Here is an 18,525-nt window from a genome sequence, read left to right as displayed (position 1 = left end):
TTCGAATTACTTCTTTCTTTGCAGTAACATCATCGTCTCAACGTGCGAGGTCTGAGGAAACATATCCATTAAACTAACACGTAATACACGATATCCCTTCGTAACTAAGTATTCTGCATCTCTCGCTAAAGTGGAAGCGTTGCAAGAAACATACAATATTTGCAGAGGTTTAATTTTTATTATCGTATCCAAAAATTCAAAGGCACCGGCACGAGGCGGATCCAATAAAATTTTTGTCACCTTATCTTTAATAAACTTTTTAGCGATCGGCTGAGTTAAATCCGCTGCAATAAATGACACATTATCCAAGCCATTAAGCGCTGCATTGTTCTGCGCCGCTTGTACCATAGTTTCTTGTACTTCAACGCCAATCACAGATTGAGCTCGTTTCGCTAAAGGCAAAGAGAAATTTCCCACACCACAGAACAGGTCTAAAATTACATCTTCTCGAGTAGGATTAAGCCACTCTATCGCTTGCGCTACCATTTTCTGGTTCATCATCGTATTCACTTGAATAAAGTCTTGAGGATGATAATTAAAGCGCATGCTATCTAAATCATAATAACGCATGTCTTCTAATTCAACGCGCGCTTTGCTCTCTTTTGGTGCTTGCCAATACAAAACAATCTCTTCCGATTTCGCCCAGCTTTGCCATTGAGCAGTCAGCGAGTCAGCAATTACAGACGTGAGTCGAAACAATACCGACACACCTTTTGAGTCTTCTAATAACTCGATGTGGCCGAGCGATCTTACCAATTCGTCATTAGATAAAGCCGCCTTCAATGAAGAAAATACAGCCTGCAAAGACTCTGTGAGAACGACACATTGTTCAATGGAAATGATTTCTTTCGAAGCTTTGCCGCGAAACCCTAACCCACTACTTTTATAATCGATGGCGATTCTTGCACGGCGTCTATAACCCTCGCCTTTATCCGCCAAAATATGCATATCTTCATCAGATACAACATTTCGCAGCTGGCCTTTAAGCCAAGTAGATTTAGCAGAAACCTGTTCTTGCCAAGACAAATGTTGAAAACTGCATCCACCACATTCGGAGAAATGCTGACAAGCAGGGTCTATTCTGTATTGGCTAGGTTCAATTACTTCCGATAATCTAGCCTCGTCAAAGTGGCGACCTGTTTTTGTGATTTGAGCACTCACCGCTTCACCTGGTAAAGCGCCGTCAATAAAAACGACCTTACCATCCAAACGAGCAACGCCTTTGGCTTCATGAGTTAAACCATCAATATGAAAGGTTTGGAGTGGCCCAATTGGCTGGGCTTTTGGTTGGCGGCGTGAATGTGTTCTTCTTCTCAAAGGAGACTCTCTTTCTCAGAGGTTACGATTTATTGCGGGACATTCTATCGCATCTGTCTATAGATCAACATGCTTAAAGTTGCCCTCAATTCATTCCTTAAGGTTGAGGGCAAAGCAAGTTAACTCTTTGATTCGAAAACACCTGTTGATAAATATCGATCGCCACGATCGCATATAATCGCAACAATAACCGCATTATTTACTTTCTCTGATAACGCCAGCGCCATAGCGACAGAGCCACCAGAAGATACGCCACAGAAAATCCCTTCTTCTGTCGCTAAACGGCGCATGGTTATTTCAGCGTCGCTTTGAGCAACGTCCATCACAGTATCAACACGAGTTTCATCAAAAATAGCTGGCAAATAATCCTTATTCCAACGACGAATACCTGGGATGCTGGCGCCATCTTGCGGTTGTAGGCCGACAATTTGAATGTCTTTATTTTGCTCTTTAAGATACTTTGAAACCCCCATGATGGTGCCAGTAGTTCCCATAGAGCTAACAAAGTGCGTCACTGTGCCTTGTGTTTGTTGCCAAATTTCAGGGCCCGTGGTCAGGTAATGAGCGTTAGGATTGTCTTGGTTCGCAAACTGATTCAAGACAATACCAACACCTTGTTCTTGCATTTCTTGGGCAAGATCTCTCGCTCGTTCCATACCTTCTTCTTTGCTAACCAAGTGCAAAATCGCGCCATAAGCCGACATCGCTGATTTGCGCTCCTGACTCATATTGTCAGGCATAATCAAATGCATTTTATAGCCTTTAATCGCAGCCACCATTGCCAGAGCAATCCCTGTGTTTCCGCTTGTAGCCTCAATCAAGCTGTCTCCAGGCTTAATATCGCCACGCAATTCAGCTTGATGAATCATATTCAAAGCGGGTCGATCTTTTACTGAGCCTGCTGGGTTTTGCCCTTCCAACTTTAAAAGAATGGTATTGCTTGGGTTCGGGTTAATGCGCTGCAAACGAACCAAAGGAGTCTGTCCGATTAAGGACTCGATAGTAGGATATTCGATCATAAAAAAACTTCATTGACATTGATGACATAGGGAATGACACTTAACACATGCTACCTATTTAAAAACACTTACGCCAAACAGTACAATAAGAAAGCGTTATAAACTTAGTGTTTAATTCGTATTTAAGATAAAAAACATGAATATCACGGTTTTCTCTATCTTGGTGCGGTTAGTCTTCATACAAAACACCTGTGATTAATTCATCAAACAGATTCTTGATATTATGAAATTATCGGTTCAACTAAGTGTAAGCAACAAACTATTTTGGGCTCTGTTCACGCCTGCATTTGTTGTCTCACTACTTGCCTGCTTCTTCCTGCTTTCATCCCGCTTTAGTGACTTAGATAAAAGTTTATACGAACGCACTGAACACATAACAGAACAGGTTGCCACAACAAGCGAATATGCCATCGTTTTTTCCGATGAAAGAATGATTCATAGAATCCTACAAAGCGCCTTAAGCCATGAAGACATAAGTAGCGTTCAAATATTCGACAGTGAACAGCAAATCATCGCCGAACTAGGCAAGCCGCCCACCTTGCAAGACAATACGCTTGCAGTCGAAGCTGATCGCATAACCGAATACGGCGAACATCTAGAATCCATAAGACAGATTTACTACTCCAATAACACACTGGATAGCGCCTTCCCTTCTCAGGCGGCTCTTTTTGATTCTCAAAATCAGCGCAACTTAATCGGCTGGGTGAGAATTGAAGCAAGTAAATCCGTTGCTCAAATCAAAAAATACCAATACGCGAGCATCGTTATCTTTATCTTGATCGCCTACAACGTTCTCATGGCAGTAGGCGCTTTTCGAATTTCAAGAAAACTATCTCAACCAATCAATAAGCTTTCTAGCGCCTTAAACCGATTAGTCAAAGGGCAGTTTTCCACAGTTAAATTAATGAAGCTTCCCGTTGAATACAGCGACCTTCAAAAAGATTTATTAGATTTAACCGAACGCTTAGAAAACCACACAGAAGAACTGATTACAGGTATAGATCAAGCCACAGAAGACATCCGCCGCAGCATGGACAGCATGGAAGAAAAAAGCGCTCAACTTCATATTGCCAACCGTGAAGCCATCGAATCCAACCGTTTAAAATCACAGTTTCTGGCGAATATCAGCCATGAAGTACGCACCCCTCTCAATGCTATTTTGGGCTACACAAAGACACTACAGAAAGAAATTAGAGAGCCCCAACAAAAGCTGTATGTGGATACCATTCAACAATCAACCAACAGCCTACTCGCAATTATTGGAGACATTTTAGACTTCTCAAAAATTGAAGCCGGAAAACTGAGCTTAGAAAGTAATCATTTCAATCTAAAATTCCTAATTGATGAAGTATATCAAACACTTAGTATCAACCTGCTTTCCAAAGAAAAACACATTGATCTTGTACCTGAGTTCGGTCAAAACGTACCAGAATGGTTTATCGGTGACAGCGTACGAGTCCGCCAGATTCTGACAAACCTCATTGGTAACGCCATCAAATTTACTCACCAAGGTTCCATTCGCACGAAAGTATCCCTCTTGTCTGAACACGAAGACAATATGACACTGTCCTTTCAAGTCATTGATACTGGAATAGGCATACCTGAGCAAAAAATAAACCGCTTATTCAAACCATTTTCTCAGATAGACACGAGCACCACTCGACAATTTGGTGGCACAGGTTTAGGACTGGTCATTACGAAAAAACTTGTAGAGCAGATGAATGGAAGAATCGAAGTCAGCAGCGACCCGAGAATAGGCTCTACATTCCGCTTTACCTTGCGCTTAAAGATATCACCCAAAGCCAAAAACACTTACGAACCACTGAACCGTCATGTCATTTTATTAGAACCTAGTGCGACTTATCGCGGCTATATCAACAAACACCTTCAAGACATTGGTGTGGGCTGCTCTTCTTGCTCAGATTTAGAACAAGTCATTGCTCTCATTAACAAACAGCACAATGAAACTAACGCCATTTTATTAAGTGTCACACCAGACGCCCAAAGCATTGCAGAGGCAAAAGAGTTAATCCTTTATGCGTCTCAACAACACGGCATTCCTTCTATCTTGATGATTCAACCACCAGGCCAAATCTCCCATTACACCGACCTGAAAGATGTTTGCAAAGACATTTTGCTCAAACCTGTCAGCCAAAGCAGGCTATATACTGTACTGCAAAATGTGGATCACACAGTCCTTATAGAAGCACCCGCTCCAGAAGTGCAAATGGAGAAACTGGAAGGCATAAAGGTTCTGGCTGTGGACGACAGCCCAATTAACCTTCAACTACTAAAACATTGGCTCACTCCAAAAGGATTGGAAGTATCACTTGCTTACAGTGGTCATCAAGCTATCGAAATGGCAACACAGGATAAATACGACATTATCTTCATGGACATTCAAATGCCAGAAATGGACGGCATGGAAACCACTCAACAGTTACGCCTTTTAGAAAGCTATAAAGACACGCCGATTATCGCTTTAACTGCTCACGCGTTAGGATCAGAACAACAGCAAATCCTTGCTAGCGGTATGAATGCCTATTTAACCAAACCAGTTGACGAAGAAATCTTACTCAACACCATTGAAACATGGCATACCAATACAGACTCCTTCCAAGATCAAGTCGATGAAAAAATGCAGGACATCTTCTCGTTAGAGAAGGCTCTTAATATTGTGGATGGCAGAGCAGACATCGCAAAAGAAATGTTCGATATGCTGGCCGATTCATTGGACGCTGAGAAAAAACTCATCAAACATCACCTAGAAAACCAAGACACCGACAAGCTGATTGAAGTGATCCACCGAATACATGGCGCATCAAAATATACAGGAACGATTAACTTAGCGCGCCATGCAGGCTTTTTAGAAACACACTTAAAGGAATTAGGACTAGAAGAAGTAGAAGGCGTTGTTGAAGATTTCATGGAAGCGATAGAAGAACTGGTCAGCCATCGCAAACTCATTGCTTGGCCTCAACCTTTAGATTCTAATATCACAAACGCTTGAGCATAGGCTTTCTCATCCGTCAGACTCAAATGCCAAGTAACAGAAAAATCGAAACGGGAAAGAATACTGTCATCAACTGTCAAAACAGGCTGGCCCGAAGGCAAATTACTGACAGAAAAATGCTGAAAACTAACGCCTGAACCTATACCTGTACCTAATGCTTTTACCGCCGCTTCTTTTGCCGCGAAGCGTTTGGCAACAAAGGCATTCGCTTGGTCTGCATGTTGAATGTCTGACCAACGAAGCTTTTCCTCCTCTGTTAAAATACGGTCAATAAAACGCTCTCCCAAACGCTCAACAGATTGAGCAATTCGAGCAATATCCACCAAATCTGTCCCAATACCAATAATCAAACTGACACTCCTTTAAAGATCAAAAGCGCTCATAGAGAACGAAAGATGGGCACGCCTAAATGACGTTCACCTTGAAAAGGCTGTTGAGGTAATAAACGCCTAGATGCGATCGGTTTTCCATTCAACAAGCCATCAAGCCAGTTTCGATGTAACTCTTTTGCAAGACTCAACACTTGTTTGTCTGTCCAATGGCCCGAATGATAATTCAATGCGACCCGTCCCTCGACAAACAACATAGGAGTTTGCTTAGGTATGTCACCATAATAGGGGCGCAGGCCAAACTTATAATGAAATTGGTACATCTGCTCAGCTTCTAGCGCTTCACCTCTTCCAGTAGAAGACATATCAATCGCCATGCCAAGCTCTGAAAACAGTCCGACTTCAAAACGCCGCAACAAAGGCGCAATGGGTGCGCCTGAGTGCAAATTTTCAATCAGCCATCGATAAAGCGTAAACACATCCGGCAACGGCAAATTAAGCGGTAAAAGCTTTACCAATAATTCATGGACATAAAGCGCCGCATACAAAGACAAACCTTCAAGAGGAAACGCCGACTTAACCGCTTCTAAACTTTTGACGGTTTTCAGATCACTGCGGCCAACATAGTCTATTTCGTAACACAAAAAAGGCCCAGGAATCACCCGAGCCTCTTTTTTTGGTAAGCGCCATACTCCGCGTACTAACCCTTGCTCATAAGTGAGCACATCCAACAAGATCTTGCTGTCTTGAAAAGGGCGAGTATGTATCACATACGCAGCAGCGCGCATCGCAATTATTCTTCCTGATAACCTAAGCTGGCTAATGCACGAGTGTCATCAGACCAACCAGCTCGCACCTTGATCCAAAGATTCAGCATGACTTTATGTTGAAACAAGTTCTCCATATCGATGCGTGCTTCTTTGCCAATCAGTTTAATTTTTTCGCCACGCTCACCAATAATAATGCGCTTTTGGCCATTACGTTCGACAAGAATCAAAGCACTGATGTGTATCGCTGACTCTTCGTAAGTAAACTCTTCAATTTGAACTGCTACTTCATAAGGCACTTCTTGTCCGAGTTGACGAGTGATTTTTTCACGTACGATTTCTGCGGCCAAAAAGCGAGAGCTTCGATTGGTAATCTGATCTTCTGGGTAAAACTGAGTACCTTCAGGTATGTAGCTTTCTACCAATCGCTCTAGTCTGTCTAAGTTATCATTACGCAACGCTGAAATCGGTACAATTTGAGCAAAGTTCATGCGGTCAGATAAATTCGCCAAACGAGGCAATAAGTCTTCCTTCTGATCCAATTGATCGACTTTGTTTACTACCAAGATAACAGGACAACGAGCATTTTTTACCTTCTGAAGAACAGACTCATCTTCCTCAGTCCAGCGATCTGCATCAATAACAAACAACACCACATCCACATCTTTTAATGCGGCCGCAGCGGTTTTATTCATAATGCGGTTGATGGTTTTGCTTTCGCCTAAGTGCAATCCGGGTGTGTCTACGTAAATAGCTTGAACATGCCCTTCTGTTTTTACACCTAAAATTTGATCTCGTGTTGTCTGCGGCTTACGCGAAGTAATAGATAACTTTTGACCTAAAATATGGTTTAGTAAAGTAGACTTACCAACATTAGGACGTCCTACAATGGCAATGTACCCACAATGGGTAATCTCAACTTCAACCTCAGACATCTTTCTTTTCCAATTTTTTTAGGGCTTTGGCTGCAGCATTTTGCTCTGCAATTCTTCGGCTATTACCTTTACCTTCGATAACGCCATCGTAGGCTTCAACCTGACAATTAACATAAAATGTTTGGTCATGAGGCTCGCCCGCAATCTTCACCACTTCATACTGAGGCAAACCATATTTACGTGCTTGCAGATACTCTTGAAGGCGGGTTTTTGCATCTTTTGTGACAATCTTTAATGACGTTGCGTCTAGACGGTCTTTATACCAATCCAAAATATGTTGACGACAAACGTCCATTCCCGCATCCAGATAAATAGCACCTATGATGCCTTCTACTGCATCCGCAAGAATCGAATCGCGTCTGAAACCACCGCTTTTTAATTCACCTGCTCCAAGCTTCAAAAAGTCGCCCAATTGAAATTCTCGCGCCAATTCAGCTAGGGTATCCCCTTTTACCAAAGAGGCACGTAAACGGCTAAGCTCTCCTTCTTTCGCTTTTGGGAAACGATGAAAAAGGTCTTCAGCAATAACATAATTAAGAATAGAGTCACCTAAAAACTCGAGGCGTTCGTTATTCTTTCCACCAAAACTACGGTGTGTAAGTGCTAATTCTAGCAATCCAAGATCCGCAAAAAAGTAACCTATGCGGCGACTCAACTTCTGATACAGTGAGCTCAAAATTTCTCCAAAAAATACTTATTCAATCAAACCATTGTTTTTAAAGCTTGGAATGCTGAAAAAGTCATCCCAATGCAGCCACACATAAAAAGCACGACCTTTCATATTTTCTTCTGGTACAAATCCCCAGAATCGACTGTCAGCACTATTGTCTCTGTTATCACCCATAACAAAGTAATGACCTTCAGGCACAACCCATTCACCTTCATGAGGCGTAAAACGATAGCTGTTGTATATCTCGTGTTGCGCATCACCCAAGGTTTCATTAAACACTTCAACCGGCTCTCCGCTTGGGTTCAAAGAAACGGACAGCTTCGCCAATAGCGTCTTACTGATCTTTTCGCCGTTTACTGTTAACTCTTTATTTCGGTAAGCGACTTTATCACCAGGTAAACCAACTAATCGTTTAATATAGTTCAAGCTTGGGTCTTGTGGGTATTTAAACACTACAACATCGCCACGCTCAGGCTCATTGGTAGGAATGATTGTAGAATTCAGTACAGGCAACCTGACACCGTATTCAAATTTATTCACAAGAATGAAGTCACCTATTTTCAATGTCGGCAACATAGAGCCGGATGGAATCTGAAAAGGTTCCACCACGAAAGAACGCAAACCAAAAATAACGGCAATAATAACAAAGTAGGATTTAACTTCTGTTACAAGCTTAGGCGTCTGAGCCAGTGTTTGTTTAACGTCTTTACTAATCGCATTACGAGCTTCCGGTGTCATTTCCGCTAATGCCAATTTACGCTTCGGCAAATAAACGACTCGATCGTAAACCCAAACCGCACCAGTCACCAAAAAAGCGATGGCTAAAATTAGTTCGAAATCAAAACCCATTACATCTCTCCATCACGACACAAAGCAAACTTGTGCCGGTGTCACTGTTAATGTCTAGTTATCAATTTGTAAAGCGGCCAAGAAAGCGGATTGAGGAACTTCTACATTACCCACCTGCTTCATTCGCTTTTTACCTTCTTTCTGCTTCTGTAAAAGCTTCTTCTTACGACTCACGTCACCGCCGTAACACTTGGCAATAACGTTCTTACGCAAGGCTTTTACTGTAGTACGCGAAATAATTTTAGCGCCCACTGCACCTTGTATAGCTACATCAAACATTTGACGAGGAATTAAGTCTTTCATTTTTTCACATAAAGCACGGCCTTTATATTGCACGTTATCTTTATGCATAATGAGAGCAAGCGCATCAACTCGCTCACCATTAATAAGAATATCCAAACGACATAAAGGCGCTGGACTGAAGTGACTAAAGCTGTAATCCAACGACGCAAAACCACGGCTACAAGATTTAAGCTTATCGAAGAAGTCCATAACCACTTCATTCATTGGCAATTCATAGCGCAATTGAACTTGCTGACCTACATACTGCATGTCTTTTTGCAATCCGCGTTTCTCTACACACAAGGTAATCACATTACCAAGGTATTCTTGTGGAACCAAAATATTAGCTTCAACAATTGGCTCACGCATTTCTCTGATACTACCAGGGTCTGGCATTTTTGAAGGGCTATCAACGTTAATAACGTCGCCATTGTTCATCTCAACTTCAAACACTACCGTTGGCGCTGTTGTAATCAGGTCCAAATCGTACTCACGTTCCAGACGCTCTTGTATGATTTCCATGTGCAACATACCTAAGAAGCCACAACGAAAACCAAAACCTAACGCATCTGAACTTTCTGGCTCAAAAAACAAAGAAGCATCATTCAGAGTAAGTTTATCAAGAGCAACACGGAAATCTTCGTAATCATCAGAACTGACAGGGAATAAACCTGCATACACCTGAGGTTTCACTTTTTGGAAACCAGCAAGCTGCTCTACATCAGGCGTAGAAGAATGAGTAATAGTATCACCCACTGGCGCACCATGAATGTCTTTAATACCAGCAACAACATAACCCACTTCGCCAGCTTTCAGGACGCCAGTTTCTTTGCGTTTTGGTGTGAATATGCCAGCCATATCAACAGGGTGAACCTGTTTCGTGGATTTGATAAAGATCTTATCTTTCTTGCGCAAAGTACCTTGCTTAATTCGCACCAAAGACACAACACCAAGGTAGTTATCAAACCATGAGTCGATAATCAAAGCTTGTAAAGGTGCATCTACATCACCTTCTGGCGGTGGAATAGTAGCAACCAAGCGCTCTAATACATCGTCTACACCCATACCTGTTTTGGCAGAACAAGTCACCGCGTCCATAGCGTCGATGCCAATGATTTCTTCGATCTCTTCGCAAACACGTTCTGGCTCGGCCTGAGGCAAATCGATCTTGTTCAATACAGGCATAACTTCAAGACCTTGCTCGATCGCCGTATAACAATTCGCAACCGACTGAGCTTCAACACCCTGAGCCGCATCAACCACCAGCAAAGCACCTTCACAAGCAGCGAGAGAACGAGACACCTCATAAGAGAAATCCACGTGTCCAGGAGTGTCGATGAAGTTTAACTGATAAGTTTGGCCGTCTTTTGCGTGATAATCCAAAGTCACACTTTGTGCTTTGATGGTAATGCCTCGTTCACGCTCTATATCCATAGAGTCAAGAACCTGAGCAGACATCTCACGCTCACTCAAGCCTTCACACGTTTGAATAAAACGGTCAGCTAAAGTGGATTTACCATGGTCAATGTGTGCAATGATCGAAAAATTTCGTATGTGCTTGAGATTATTAGACATTTTTTACTCTAAATGTGTCGTTCTAAGAAGCCTCGCACCCATAAATGTACCGACTTTTAGACAAGACTAAGAAAACAGTGAAAATAATTTTCGGGATTATACAGGGAGTTCGAAGGAGTTGATAGACTAGAAAGTTCTTAAGAAAATGTAAAAAAGCCCCTTCATTCTTGGGGCTTTACAGAAAGTCTAGAAGCAGAGCAAAACTTAAGGAAGAATGATCCCTTTCTCTTTCAACACTCGCTCAACCGTATCTACTGTTGCTTGAGTATGAGCATCGATTTCCAAATTCACTCTGTCACCCAATGCCAGATGGCCAAAGGTTGTCAGTCGTAAGGTTTCTGGTATCAAAGACACCTCAATCCAATCATCACCAATATCACTGATAGTTAGACTAGAGCCATTCAAGCCAACATACCCTTTATTGAATAAATAACGTCGAGCGTCCACTTCTTTTTGACGGTCTGTGGTGAAGCGAATATGAACACTCTCTTCTACTTTTTCGATACGAGAAACACTCACCGTCGTCATAATATGACCAGACATAACATGCCCGCCCACTTCATCACCCATTTTAGCGGCACGTTCAAAATTAACGCTATCGCCAGTCTGCAAAAGACCAATATTGGTCAAGGCCAATGTTGTATCAATAACATCAAAAGTAAGCACATCATGAGCTATTTCAGAAACAGTCAAACACACGCCATTAATAGCAACACTCGCTCCCAGTTGTTGCCCCAACATGACGCCGGCAGGAAATGTGACTTCTAAGCGCTTATTACGCCCAAGACTCTGAATGGTTTGAACTGTTGCTGTGCCTTGTACAATACCCGTAAACATGAAAACCTCATTTATAGATCAAAATATGAGCTAGGTTAGCCAAATAAAATATGAAAAAACAAAGGGAGAAGAAGAATTAACCAATCTTACGCAAAGGGGCAGGATACCTAGCTTAGCGAAAGTTATCACAGTTCCACTAATAGGGTTATCCACAAGTTGCGGGGATAACAATACAAAAATAGAAGCTCATAAAGTAAACACTAAAATCAATCTAGTTTATAAAGGTATTTGTGGCGTTTTGGTTGTCCCATTCTTGTATTCCCTCAAGCAATGCTTGCTCCATAAAACCATCTTGCTTCATTTCCTGTAAAGCGCTGGCAATATGGTACTTCAGCGCCCCTTGATTACAAGATGACTGCTTTGAAATCGTTAAATACAAGCCTTCACTGCTGATATAAGGCTCTACAGAGGTAAGCGAATTCGCCAACTTCATTTGATTCGCATAGGCCATAGCAGGGCTTTTTTCGTAAAGAACATAATCAACACGGTGAGCAGCCAACATCTCTAAAGCTTGCGATAAACTCGCCACAGTTAATATATTCAAATGACGCAAAGCGTATTTATCAAACTCCTGACCAAAGCTGTTATTAATAACAGTGACGCCCCATTTTCCTTCTAAGTCTTCTTTTTTATTGAAGGGAAATCTCTTGTCCTTATGCTGCCAAACAACGCTCGTTGTATGCAGCATTACAGGCGTAAAGTAATCCATATAATTGGCGCGCTCATTGGTATAAAAAGCCCCCGCCATAAGATCAACATTACCATTCTTAACTTCCGTCTGAGCACGAGACCAAGGCCCAACATGCATCAATTTAATAGGAATATGAATGCGGCGGCTAATTTCATCCATGATCAGACGATTCACGCCTAATAGCTCATCAGATGAAGGATCTTTACGCCATAAAAAAGGAGGATATTCTGAGTTACCCGACGCCGTCAGCGAGGTACACTGCTCGTCAGAAGCTATTTGACTCTCGGCTAATGCCAATTCAATTTTGAAAATACTCGCCGATAGAAGCAAAAGTACAAGATGTTTGCGTAACCACATAAAATGTCATTCCCAAAAGCACGACTAATAAAATATAAATACTCTTTTTTAACTGAAAAATAGCGTATTTATAAAAACAATTACGTCATCCCTCCCCTATAGCTGAACTTAGCTACAACTACGCTAACGCTTCCCTTTTGTAGACTTTTTCATATTCTATGTTCTGTCATTAAATATTGACTCTACCCATTAATATAAGAAACAAACTAAAAAGACAAGAATCAATATTATTTCGACAACATCAACCTAACATTAAAAAGGCCACAAGCAAGAACTGCTGCTTTTCGGTTCCGTTCCTAAAATAAAACTCAACGTAGTTTTATCATCACAACGATCTGCCGCAATCTCAAATTTGTCATTCAACACATTAAAACGTGCCGCACCACTTGGCAAATCGTCCGGCAAAGACCTAGGGTTCACATTCTTGGTAAAGTCGATCCACACTTTCTGAGCGCCGCTGCTCCCGGTAATACTTAACGGAACGTTTTCATCATCGCCAAGCCAAATAGTGGAAGCGTAATCGCCTGTGATTCCCACATACCAACTGTCTTTTTGCTGATTGGTGGTTCCTGTTTTGGCCGCAAAGTTCAAGTTAGGGAAAACCGCTTGTGCCGCACGCGCCGTTCCAATTTTTGGTGTTTTTGTCATACCGTCTAACGTGACAGCTAAAACAGCATCCGTGAAAGGCACTTCTGTATCTTGATTAAAACGCTTCATTAACTGATCGTTTTGATCCATTACGGCCAGAACAACTCCTAATTCACTGCTTCTACCTTGAGAAGCAATCGGCTGATACAAACGGGACACCTCGAACGGGGAAAGCTCAAGAGCACCAAGAGCGGTTGCCGGATGCATAGTAAATGGACGTTTCACGCCCAACTGCCTTAACGTGTCACCTACTCGATCAAAACCAATATCTTGCGCGACAGCGACGGTCGCCAAGTTATAAGATTTCGCCATAGCTTCATATAGATGAACCACGCCATGGGTTCTACGATCATAATTCTCTGGCTCCCAGATTTGTCCACCGACCTGAAAACGTAATCGTTTATCTTCCACTTGCGTCCACCAGGTATAGCGCCCCGTTGCCAAGGCGGCTAAATACAAAGGAGGTTTCACTAATGAGCCTATTGGCCTAACAGCGCCTAACGCACGGTTAAAGCCTGTGTAGTAATCACCGCTTGAACCAACAACCGCTCTCACTTGGCCAGACAATCTGTCCGTCACCACCATCGCACCTTGAAGGCCTTTTAACTTAGGATCACGTTTTTCTAAGCTCGCTACTTGACGCTGCATAGCCAAACTCGCCTCACGCTGAGCTCGGATATCAACACCTGTGTAAATTTTCAGATTCTTTGTCGCCAAAGTCGTTTCATCAAAGTCACGGGACAGCTGCATGGCAACAAGGTCTAAATAATCCCCATAAACAGATCGTGACTTTTGTTTCTTAGCCAAACGGATAGGTTGATTGATTAGGCTGTTGTAATCAGCGTTGGTTAAGCGCCCTTGCTCTTTCAAAACAGCAAGCACTGTATTTCGTCTCGCTTTTGCACGATTTGGAGAGCGTTCAGGGTTATAAAGCGATGGGCCTTTTACCATACCGACAAGAAGAGCAAACTCATCGATATTTAATTCATTCACAGGTCGACCGAAAAAATGCTGACTGGCCGCAGCAAAACCATGCAAAGCACTGCTGCCTAACTGAGCCAAATACACTTCATTGATGTAAGCGGTAATAATCGCTTCTTTGGAATAGTGGTATTCAAGCAACAAGCTCATCACCACTTCCGTTAATTTACGCGTATAAGTTCTCTCGGAACTCAAATACATGTTTTTAACCAGCTGCTGAGTAAGCGTAGAACCACCTTGGCGACGAGAGCCGTGTGTTAAGTTCACAACAACCGCGCGGGCAATACCTGTTAAAGAAATCCCCCAATGCTGGTAAAACTCTCGGTCTTCCACGGCGATAAGAATATCGATTAAAGGCACTGGTATTTCATCGTATTTCAATATTTGACGGCTTTCTGTGTTACCGCCATATAAAAAGCCAATTCGTTGAGGCTCTATACGTGCCTCTTCTATTTGATCACCATTCAGCGCTTGAATGACCAAACGACCATTCTCAAAGGAGAAAATACGACGTTGGCTTTCATGAAAGCCTAAATGATCAACATAGGAGCGTAAATGCGCACTGACTTTGGTTTGACTGCGAGCCGCCCAACCGACTTTTTGACTGTTGCGTCCAAAACGATATCCAGTTTCCTCCAGCAAGTTCTCGAGATCTTGCTTTTTCCAAGGCGCACCACTTTTGAGAATAACTGGCGCACTGTAAACCTCAGAAGGGACTTGCCATTTTTGCCCTTCGAAACGACTCACAACTTGATCGTTTAACCACCACACCCAAATGGCAAATGGAATACTCGCAATTAAGGCGACAATCATCCCCCATTTGAAACAGAAACGAATCATCCTCCTTAGTAACGAAGGTTTTGAGGTCTTTTTTTTAGATTTGGAAGGCTTACGAGAAGACTTTCGTGGAGATTTTACAGGAGTTTTTTTGCTCATAGGCTGCAAGTATAAGGAGCTTAAAGCAGGCAAGCAATCTACAAAATAGAACTAACTCAATTCTTGCATATTGACTCATTCTTCTTAGCGCTTTAGAGTCTTCCGTCACGGAAAATTTATACATCTGACATTTTCCTGAACTTTACCAATGAGAATCCGTAATAAAATTAAAAAGGAACGAAGCTTTTTTCCTTTTTAATCAAGGCAATTTTCTTTAACGGATCAATATAACTAATTATAAAAAGTGCGGTCATCACGTGTTTAAGAAGCATTTAATTCCTAACGCGCATAACCTCCCAGAAGGTAAAGCGTTAAATATAAAAGTAGCAGAGAACGACTTCCTTATTACTAAACATCAAGGTCGTATTATTGCCTATGAGAATCTTTGCCCACATCAAAACAGGCGATTAAATTGGTCTTCAGAAGAAGCCTTGGACGAAGATGGCGATTACCTAAAATGTCATCATCATGGCGCACTATTTTCGCCAAAAGATGGCGCTTGTATCACTGGCCCATGTCAAGGTAGCCAACTCAAAAAAGCCACTATAGGTATAGAGCAAGGTGAATGCTATCTCCTCTTTGCTTAGTTCACATATCATGATTCAAAAAGACTAGCTGACTAAAATATGAGAGTAAAAGCGACCTCAAAGAAGCATATTTTTTTAAGAAAAATAAAATTCACTCTTTTGTTTTTTGTCTCTTTAGGCGGGAGCATTCTTCCCTCTCAGGCGCTATCGGATTCTTTGCATTTGGCTGTTGCCTCCAATTTCATATCGCCAATCAAACAGCTCGCAAAGGATTTTGAACAAGAAACAGGACATTCCATCACTTTGTCCTTCGGTTCTTCAGGTAAGCTCTTCGCTCAAATCCAAAACCATGCGCCTTACGATATTTTCCTCTCTGCGGATGAAAGTAAACCACAAGCGCTGATCACCAAACAGCTGGCTATTGCAGACAGCCTAGCGATTTATGCTAAAGGACAATTGGTTCTCTGGTCGCAAACCCCGATTCCGACAAATGGCCTGAAAGAAACATTATTAAATACAAATCGAATCGCAATGGCGAATCCTAGATTCGCCCCTTATGGAAAAGCGGCAGAAGAAAGTCTGCGCAACTTAAGCCTTTGGGATAACATCCAAAACAAATTAGTGCTAGGCGAAAACATAGGGCAAACCTATCAGTTTACCTATTCGAAAAACGCAGATATTGGATTCGTTGCCTTGTCGCAAGTCTTATCAGGCGACAATAAAGAGTATGTACTCGAATTACCAAAGTCGCTCTACAAAGATATAAATCAAGCGGCTGTGATTCTATCAAGAACACAAAAACCTGTATTGGCAGCTTCTTTTATGGCATTTTTAATGCGTGCGGATAACCAAGCTAAAATTGTTGAGTCTGGTTACGCTAACAGAGCAACCGATTAAACCAAGGTTATATCCACCACTCTATGTGCCCTAGCACGCAATACCATTAGGCTAATCAAAAATGCAGCTTAGCTCAGAAGACATTGACGCAATATGGCTAACATTAAAGCTTGCTAGCTTGGTGACCTTCTTGCTCATAATCATAAGCACGCCAATTGCTTGGTGGTTAGCCCGCACTGGTTCTTGGCTAAAAGGCCCAGTTAATGCCATTGTTGCCATGCCTTTGGTGCTTCCTCCCACCGTTTTGGGTTTTTACTTATTGCTATTTTTAGGCCCAGAAGGTCCAGCAGGATCCCTATTAAGTACATTAGGAATTTCACCTTTGCCGTTCAGTTTTTCAGGCCTTGTGATTGCTTCAATGGTCTATTCCTTACCCTTTGTCGTTCAGCCAATTCAAAACGCTTTCCTTGCCATTAACGACAAAACTCTGGAAGCGGCAGCAACATTGCGCTCATCACCTTGGGATTGCTTTTTGTATGTAGTACTCCCTTTGGCAAAACCCGGTTATATCAGTGCGGCTATTTTAGGCTTTGCTCACACTGTTGGGGAGTTTGGCGTGGTCTTGATGATAGGCGGCAATATTCCAAAAGAAACGCGAGTTATTTCTGTACAAATTTACGATCATGTCGAAGCTCTCGCTTATGAGCAAGCCCATAGTTTGGCTCTCATGATGGTCGCTTTTGCCTTTGTTGTGCTTACTTTTTTATACGCCATTCAAAAGCGTCAAAAGAATAAATCGGTTATAGGCAACATCTTATGACCCCAGAACTGATGACAAACGACAAGCAAATCCTAAAAGTCCAAATTAAGCACCAGCAGCACGCCTCGAATTTCGTTTTGGAAATCGACACTTGTCTTCCGAACACAGGCGTCACTGCGATTTTTGGGCCATCTGGTTCTGGCAAAACCACCTTGCTACGTTGCATTGCAGGACTGGAAAGAAGCCAACAGAATCAAATCAGCCTAAACAATGACGTCTGGCAAAATAGCGACACATCCTTGCCTGCACACAAGCGCCCAATCGGTTACGTCTTCCAAGAAGCAAACCTCTTCCCGCACCTAACCGCAAAAGAAAACCTACAGTTTGCTATTCGAAGAGCAGATAAAAGCCATTCAATCATAACCTATGATGAAGTGGTTAATTTACTGGAAATTGCACCCATTTTGTCCCAATACCCAGCCCAACTGTCTGGCGGAGAGCGACAACGTGTCGCCATTGCAAGAGCGTTATTAATTCAGCCCAAACTTCTTCTTATGGACGAGCCTTTAGCCGCTTTAGACAATCGCCTAAAGCAAGAAATTCTTCCTTATCTAGAGCGCCTTTGTCATAAAACAAAGATCCCAATTCTCTATGTCAGTCACTCTTTAGATGAAGTCATTCGTCTGGCCGATTACATGCTTGTATTAGAGAAAGGCAGAGTTCAAGAAGAAGGTAAAATACAGCCATTACTGAGTAAATTAGGTACATCATTCTCCAGCCATCAAGACGCTAGCGTCCTTATATCAGGCCAGATAACTCAGCAATCTGCTGAATGGGGGCTTTCATGGCTTAGCTTTGGCGAGCACACCATAATGATCAAAAAAGGAAGAGAACAAATTGGCGATCAACTACGTGTCAGAATACAATCAAGAGATGTCAGCCTTTCCTTAAGTTCCCAGGATGACTCCAGTATCCTCAATCGTTTATCGGTCACATTAGATGATATGGTTGAAGATACACTAGAACCAAATATGATGATGATTCGCCTCCTAGCTGGAAACACACCCATTTTAGCCAGAGTGACCACCTTGTCTGCGCACAAATTAAAACTAGAAAAAGGTCAGTCTCTCATCGCACAAATCAAATCTGTGGCTTTACAAAGATAACTGCTTAAATAAATCAGATAATTAGAAAC

The 18,525-nt window shown here is 42.2% G+C and carries 16 protein-coding genes; 5 read left to right on the top strand and 11 right to left on the bottom strand.

What is annotated here, in order from left to right:
• Window positions 1-6 precede the first annotated feature (6 nt).
• On the bottom strand, window positions 7-1,317 hold the full coding sequence (gene rlmD, locus AC0L46_RS12680; protein WP_473504057.1) for a 23S rRNA (uracil(1939)-C(5))-methyltransferase RlmD: 1,311 nt from the start codon (window positions 1,315-1,317) through the stop codon (window positions 7-9).
• A 119-nt stretch (window positions 1,318-1,436) separates the two neighbouring features.
• A complete protein-coding gene (gene cysM / locus AC0L46_RS12675; RefSeq protein ID WP_473504055.1) occupies window positions 1,437-2,336 on the bottom strand; it encodes a cysteine synthase CysM in 900 nt (299 codons plus the stop codon).
• A 223-nt stretch (window positions 2,337-2,559) separates the two neighbouring features.
• On the opposite strand from cysM, the gene AC0L46_RS12670 reads away from it, so the two are divergent.
• Complete coding sequence (locus tag AC0L46_RS12670; protein WP_473504054.1) at window positions 2,560-5,346, top strand: response regulator; 2,787 nt, start codon at window positions 2,560-2,562, stop codon at window positions 5,344-5,346.
• On the opposite strand, the gene acpS is transcribed toward AC0L46_RS12670, so the two are convergent.
• The 9 genes from acpS to AC0L46_RS12625 form a co-directional block, all read right to left on the bottom strand.
• Window positions 5,313-5,699: a holo-ACP synthase gene (gene acpS, locus AC0L46_RS12665; RefSeq protein WP_473504052.1), complete on the bottom strand. Its 387-nt coding sequence runs from the start codon at window positions 5,697-5,699 to the stop codon at window positions 5,313-5,315. The two genes, AC0L46_RS12670 and acpS, sit on opposite strands and share 34 nt — an antisense overlap.
• Window positions 5,700-5,728: 29 nt before the next feature.
• Complete coding sequence (recO, locus tag AC0L46_RS12660; protein WP_473504050.1) at window positions 5,729-6,466, bottom strand: DNA repair protein RecO; 738 nt, start codon at window positions 6,464-6,466, stop codon at window positions 5,729-5,731.
• Window positions 6,467-6,471: 5 nt separating this feature from the next.
• A complete protein-coding gene (era, locus tag AC0L46_RS12655) occupies window positions 6,472-7,380 on the bottom strand; it encodes a GTPase Era (protein ID WP_317003275.1) in 909 nt (302 codons plus the stop codon).
• Window positions 7,373-8,056 carry a ribonuclease III gene (gene rnc / locus AC0L46_RS12650; RefSeq protein WP_414680391.1) on the bottom strand — a complete coding sequence of 228 codons (684 nt, stop codon included), beginning with the start codon at window positions 8,054-8,056 and terminating at the stop codon, window positions 7,373-7,375. The genes era and rnc overlap by 8 nt, the downstream gene beginning before the upstream one ends.
• Window positions 8,057-8,074: 18 nt before the next feature.
• A complete protein-coding gene (lepB, locus tag AC0L46_RS12645; protein WP_473504048.1) occupies window positions 8,075-8,899 on the bottom strand; it encodes a signal peptidase I in 825 nt (274 codons plus the stop codon).
• A gap of 54 nt (window positions 8,900-8,953) precedes the next feature.
• Window positions 8,954-10,756, bottom strand: coding sequence for a translation elongation factor 4 (lepA, locus tag AC0L46_RS12640; protein ID WP_414680393.1), 1,803 nt, complete (start codon window positions 10,754-10,756; stop codon window positions 8,954-8,956).
• 204 nt (window positions 10,757-10,960) lie between these two features.
• Entirely contained in the window at window positions 10,961-11,593 is a 633-nt protein-coding gene (locus AC0L46_RS12635; protein ID WP_473504046.1) for a riboflavin synthase subunit alpha, read from the bottom strand.
• A 211-nt stretch (window positions 11,594-11,804) separates the two neighbouring features.
• Entirely contained in the window at window positions 11,805-12,641 is an 837-nt protein-coding gene (locus tag AC0L46_RS12630) for a substrate-binding periplasmic protein (RefSeq protein WP_414680395.1), read from the bottom strand.
• Window positions 12,642-12,893: 252 nt separating this feature from the next.
• Entirely contained in the window at window positions 12,894-15,110 is a 2,217-nt protein-coding gene (locus AC0L46_RS12625) for a transglycosylase domain-containing protein (protein ID WP_473504044.1), read from the bottom strand.
• A 353-nt stretch (window positions 15,111-15,463) separates the two neighbouring features.
• Between AC0L46_RS12625 and AC0L46_RS12620 the strand changes: the two genes are divergently transcribed.
• The 4 genes from AC0L46_RS12620 (at window position 15,464) to modC (ending at window position 18,496) form a co-directional block, all read left to right on the top strand.
• Window positions 15,464-15,793, top strand: coding sequence for a Rieske (2Fe-2S) protein (locus AC0L46_RS12620; RefSeq protein ID WP_414680397.1), 330 nt, complete (start codon window positions 15,464-15,466; stop codon window positions 15,791-15,793).
• Window positions 15,794-15,892: 99 nt separating this feature from the next.
• Window positions 15,893-16,630 carry a molybdate ABC transporter substrate-binding protein gene (modA, locus tag AC0L46_RS12615; RefSeq protein WP_473504042.1) on the top strand — a complete coding sequence of 246 codons (738 nt, stop codon included), beginning with the start codon at window positions 15,893-15,895 and terminating at the stop codon, window positions 16,628-16,630.
• Window positions 16,631-16,691: 61 nt separating this feature from the next.
• On the top strand, window positions 16,692-17,390 hold the full coding sequence (gene modB, locus AC0L46_RS12610) for a molybdate ABC transporter permease subunit (protein ID WP_473504040.1): 699 nt from the start codon (window positions 16,692-16,694) through the stop codon (window positions 17,388-17,390).
• Entirely contained in the window at window positions 17,387-18,496 is a 1,110-nt protein-coding gene (modC, locus tag AC0L46_RS12605) for a molybdenum ABC transporter ATP-binding protein (protein WP_473504038.1), read from the top strand. Before modB ends, modC begins: the two co-directional genes overlap by 4 nt.
• The last annotated feature ends 29 nt before the right edge of the window (window positions 18,497-18,525 follow it).

Source organism: Marinomonas sp. 15G6-16 (genome assembly GCF_055809555.1).
This window is presented reverse-complemented; position numbering and strand designations above follow the sequence as displayed.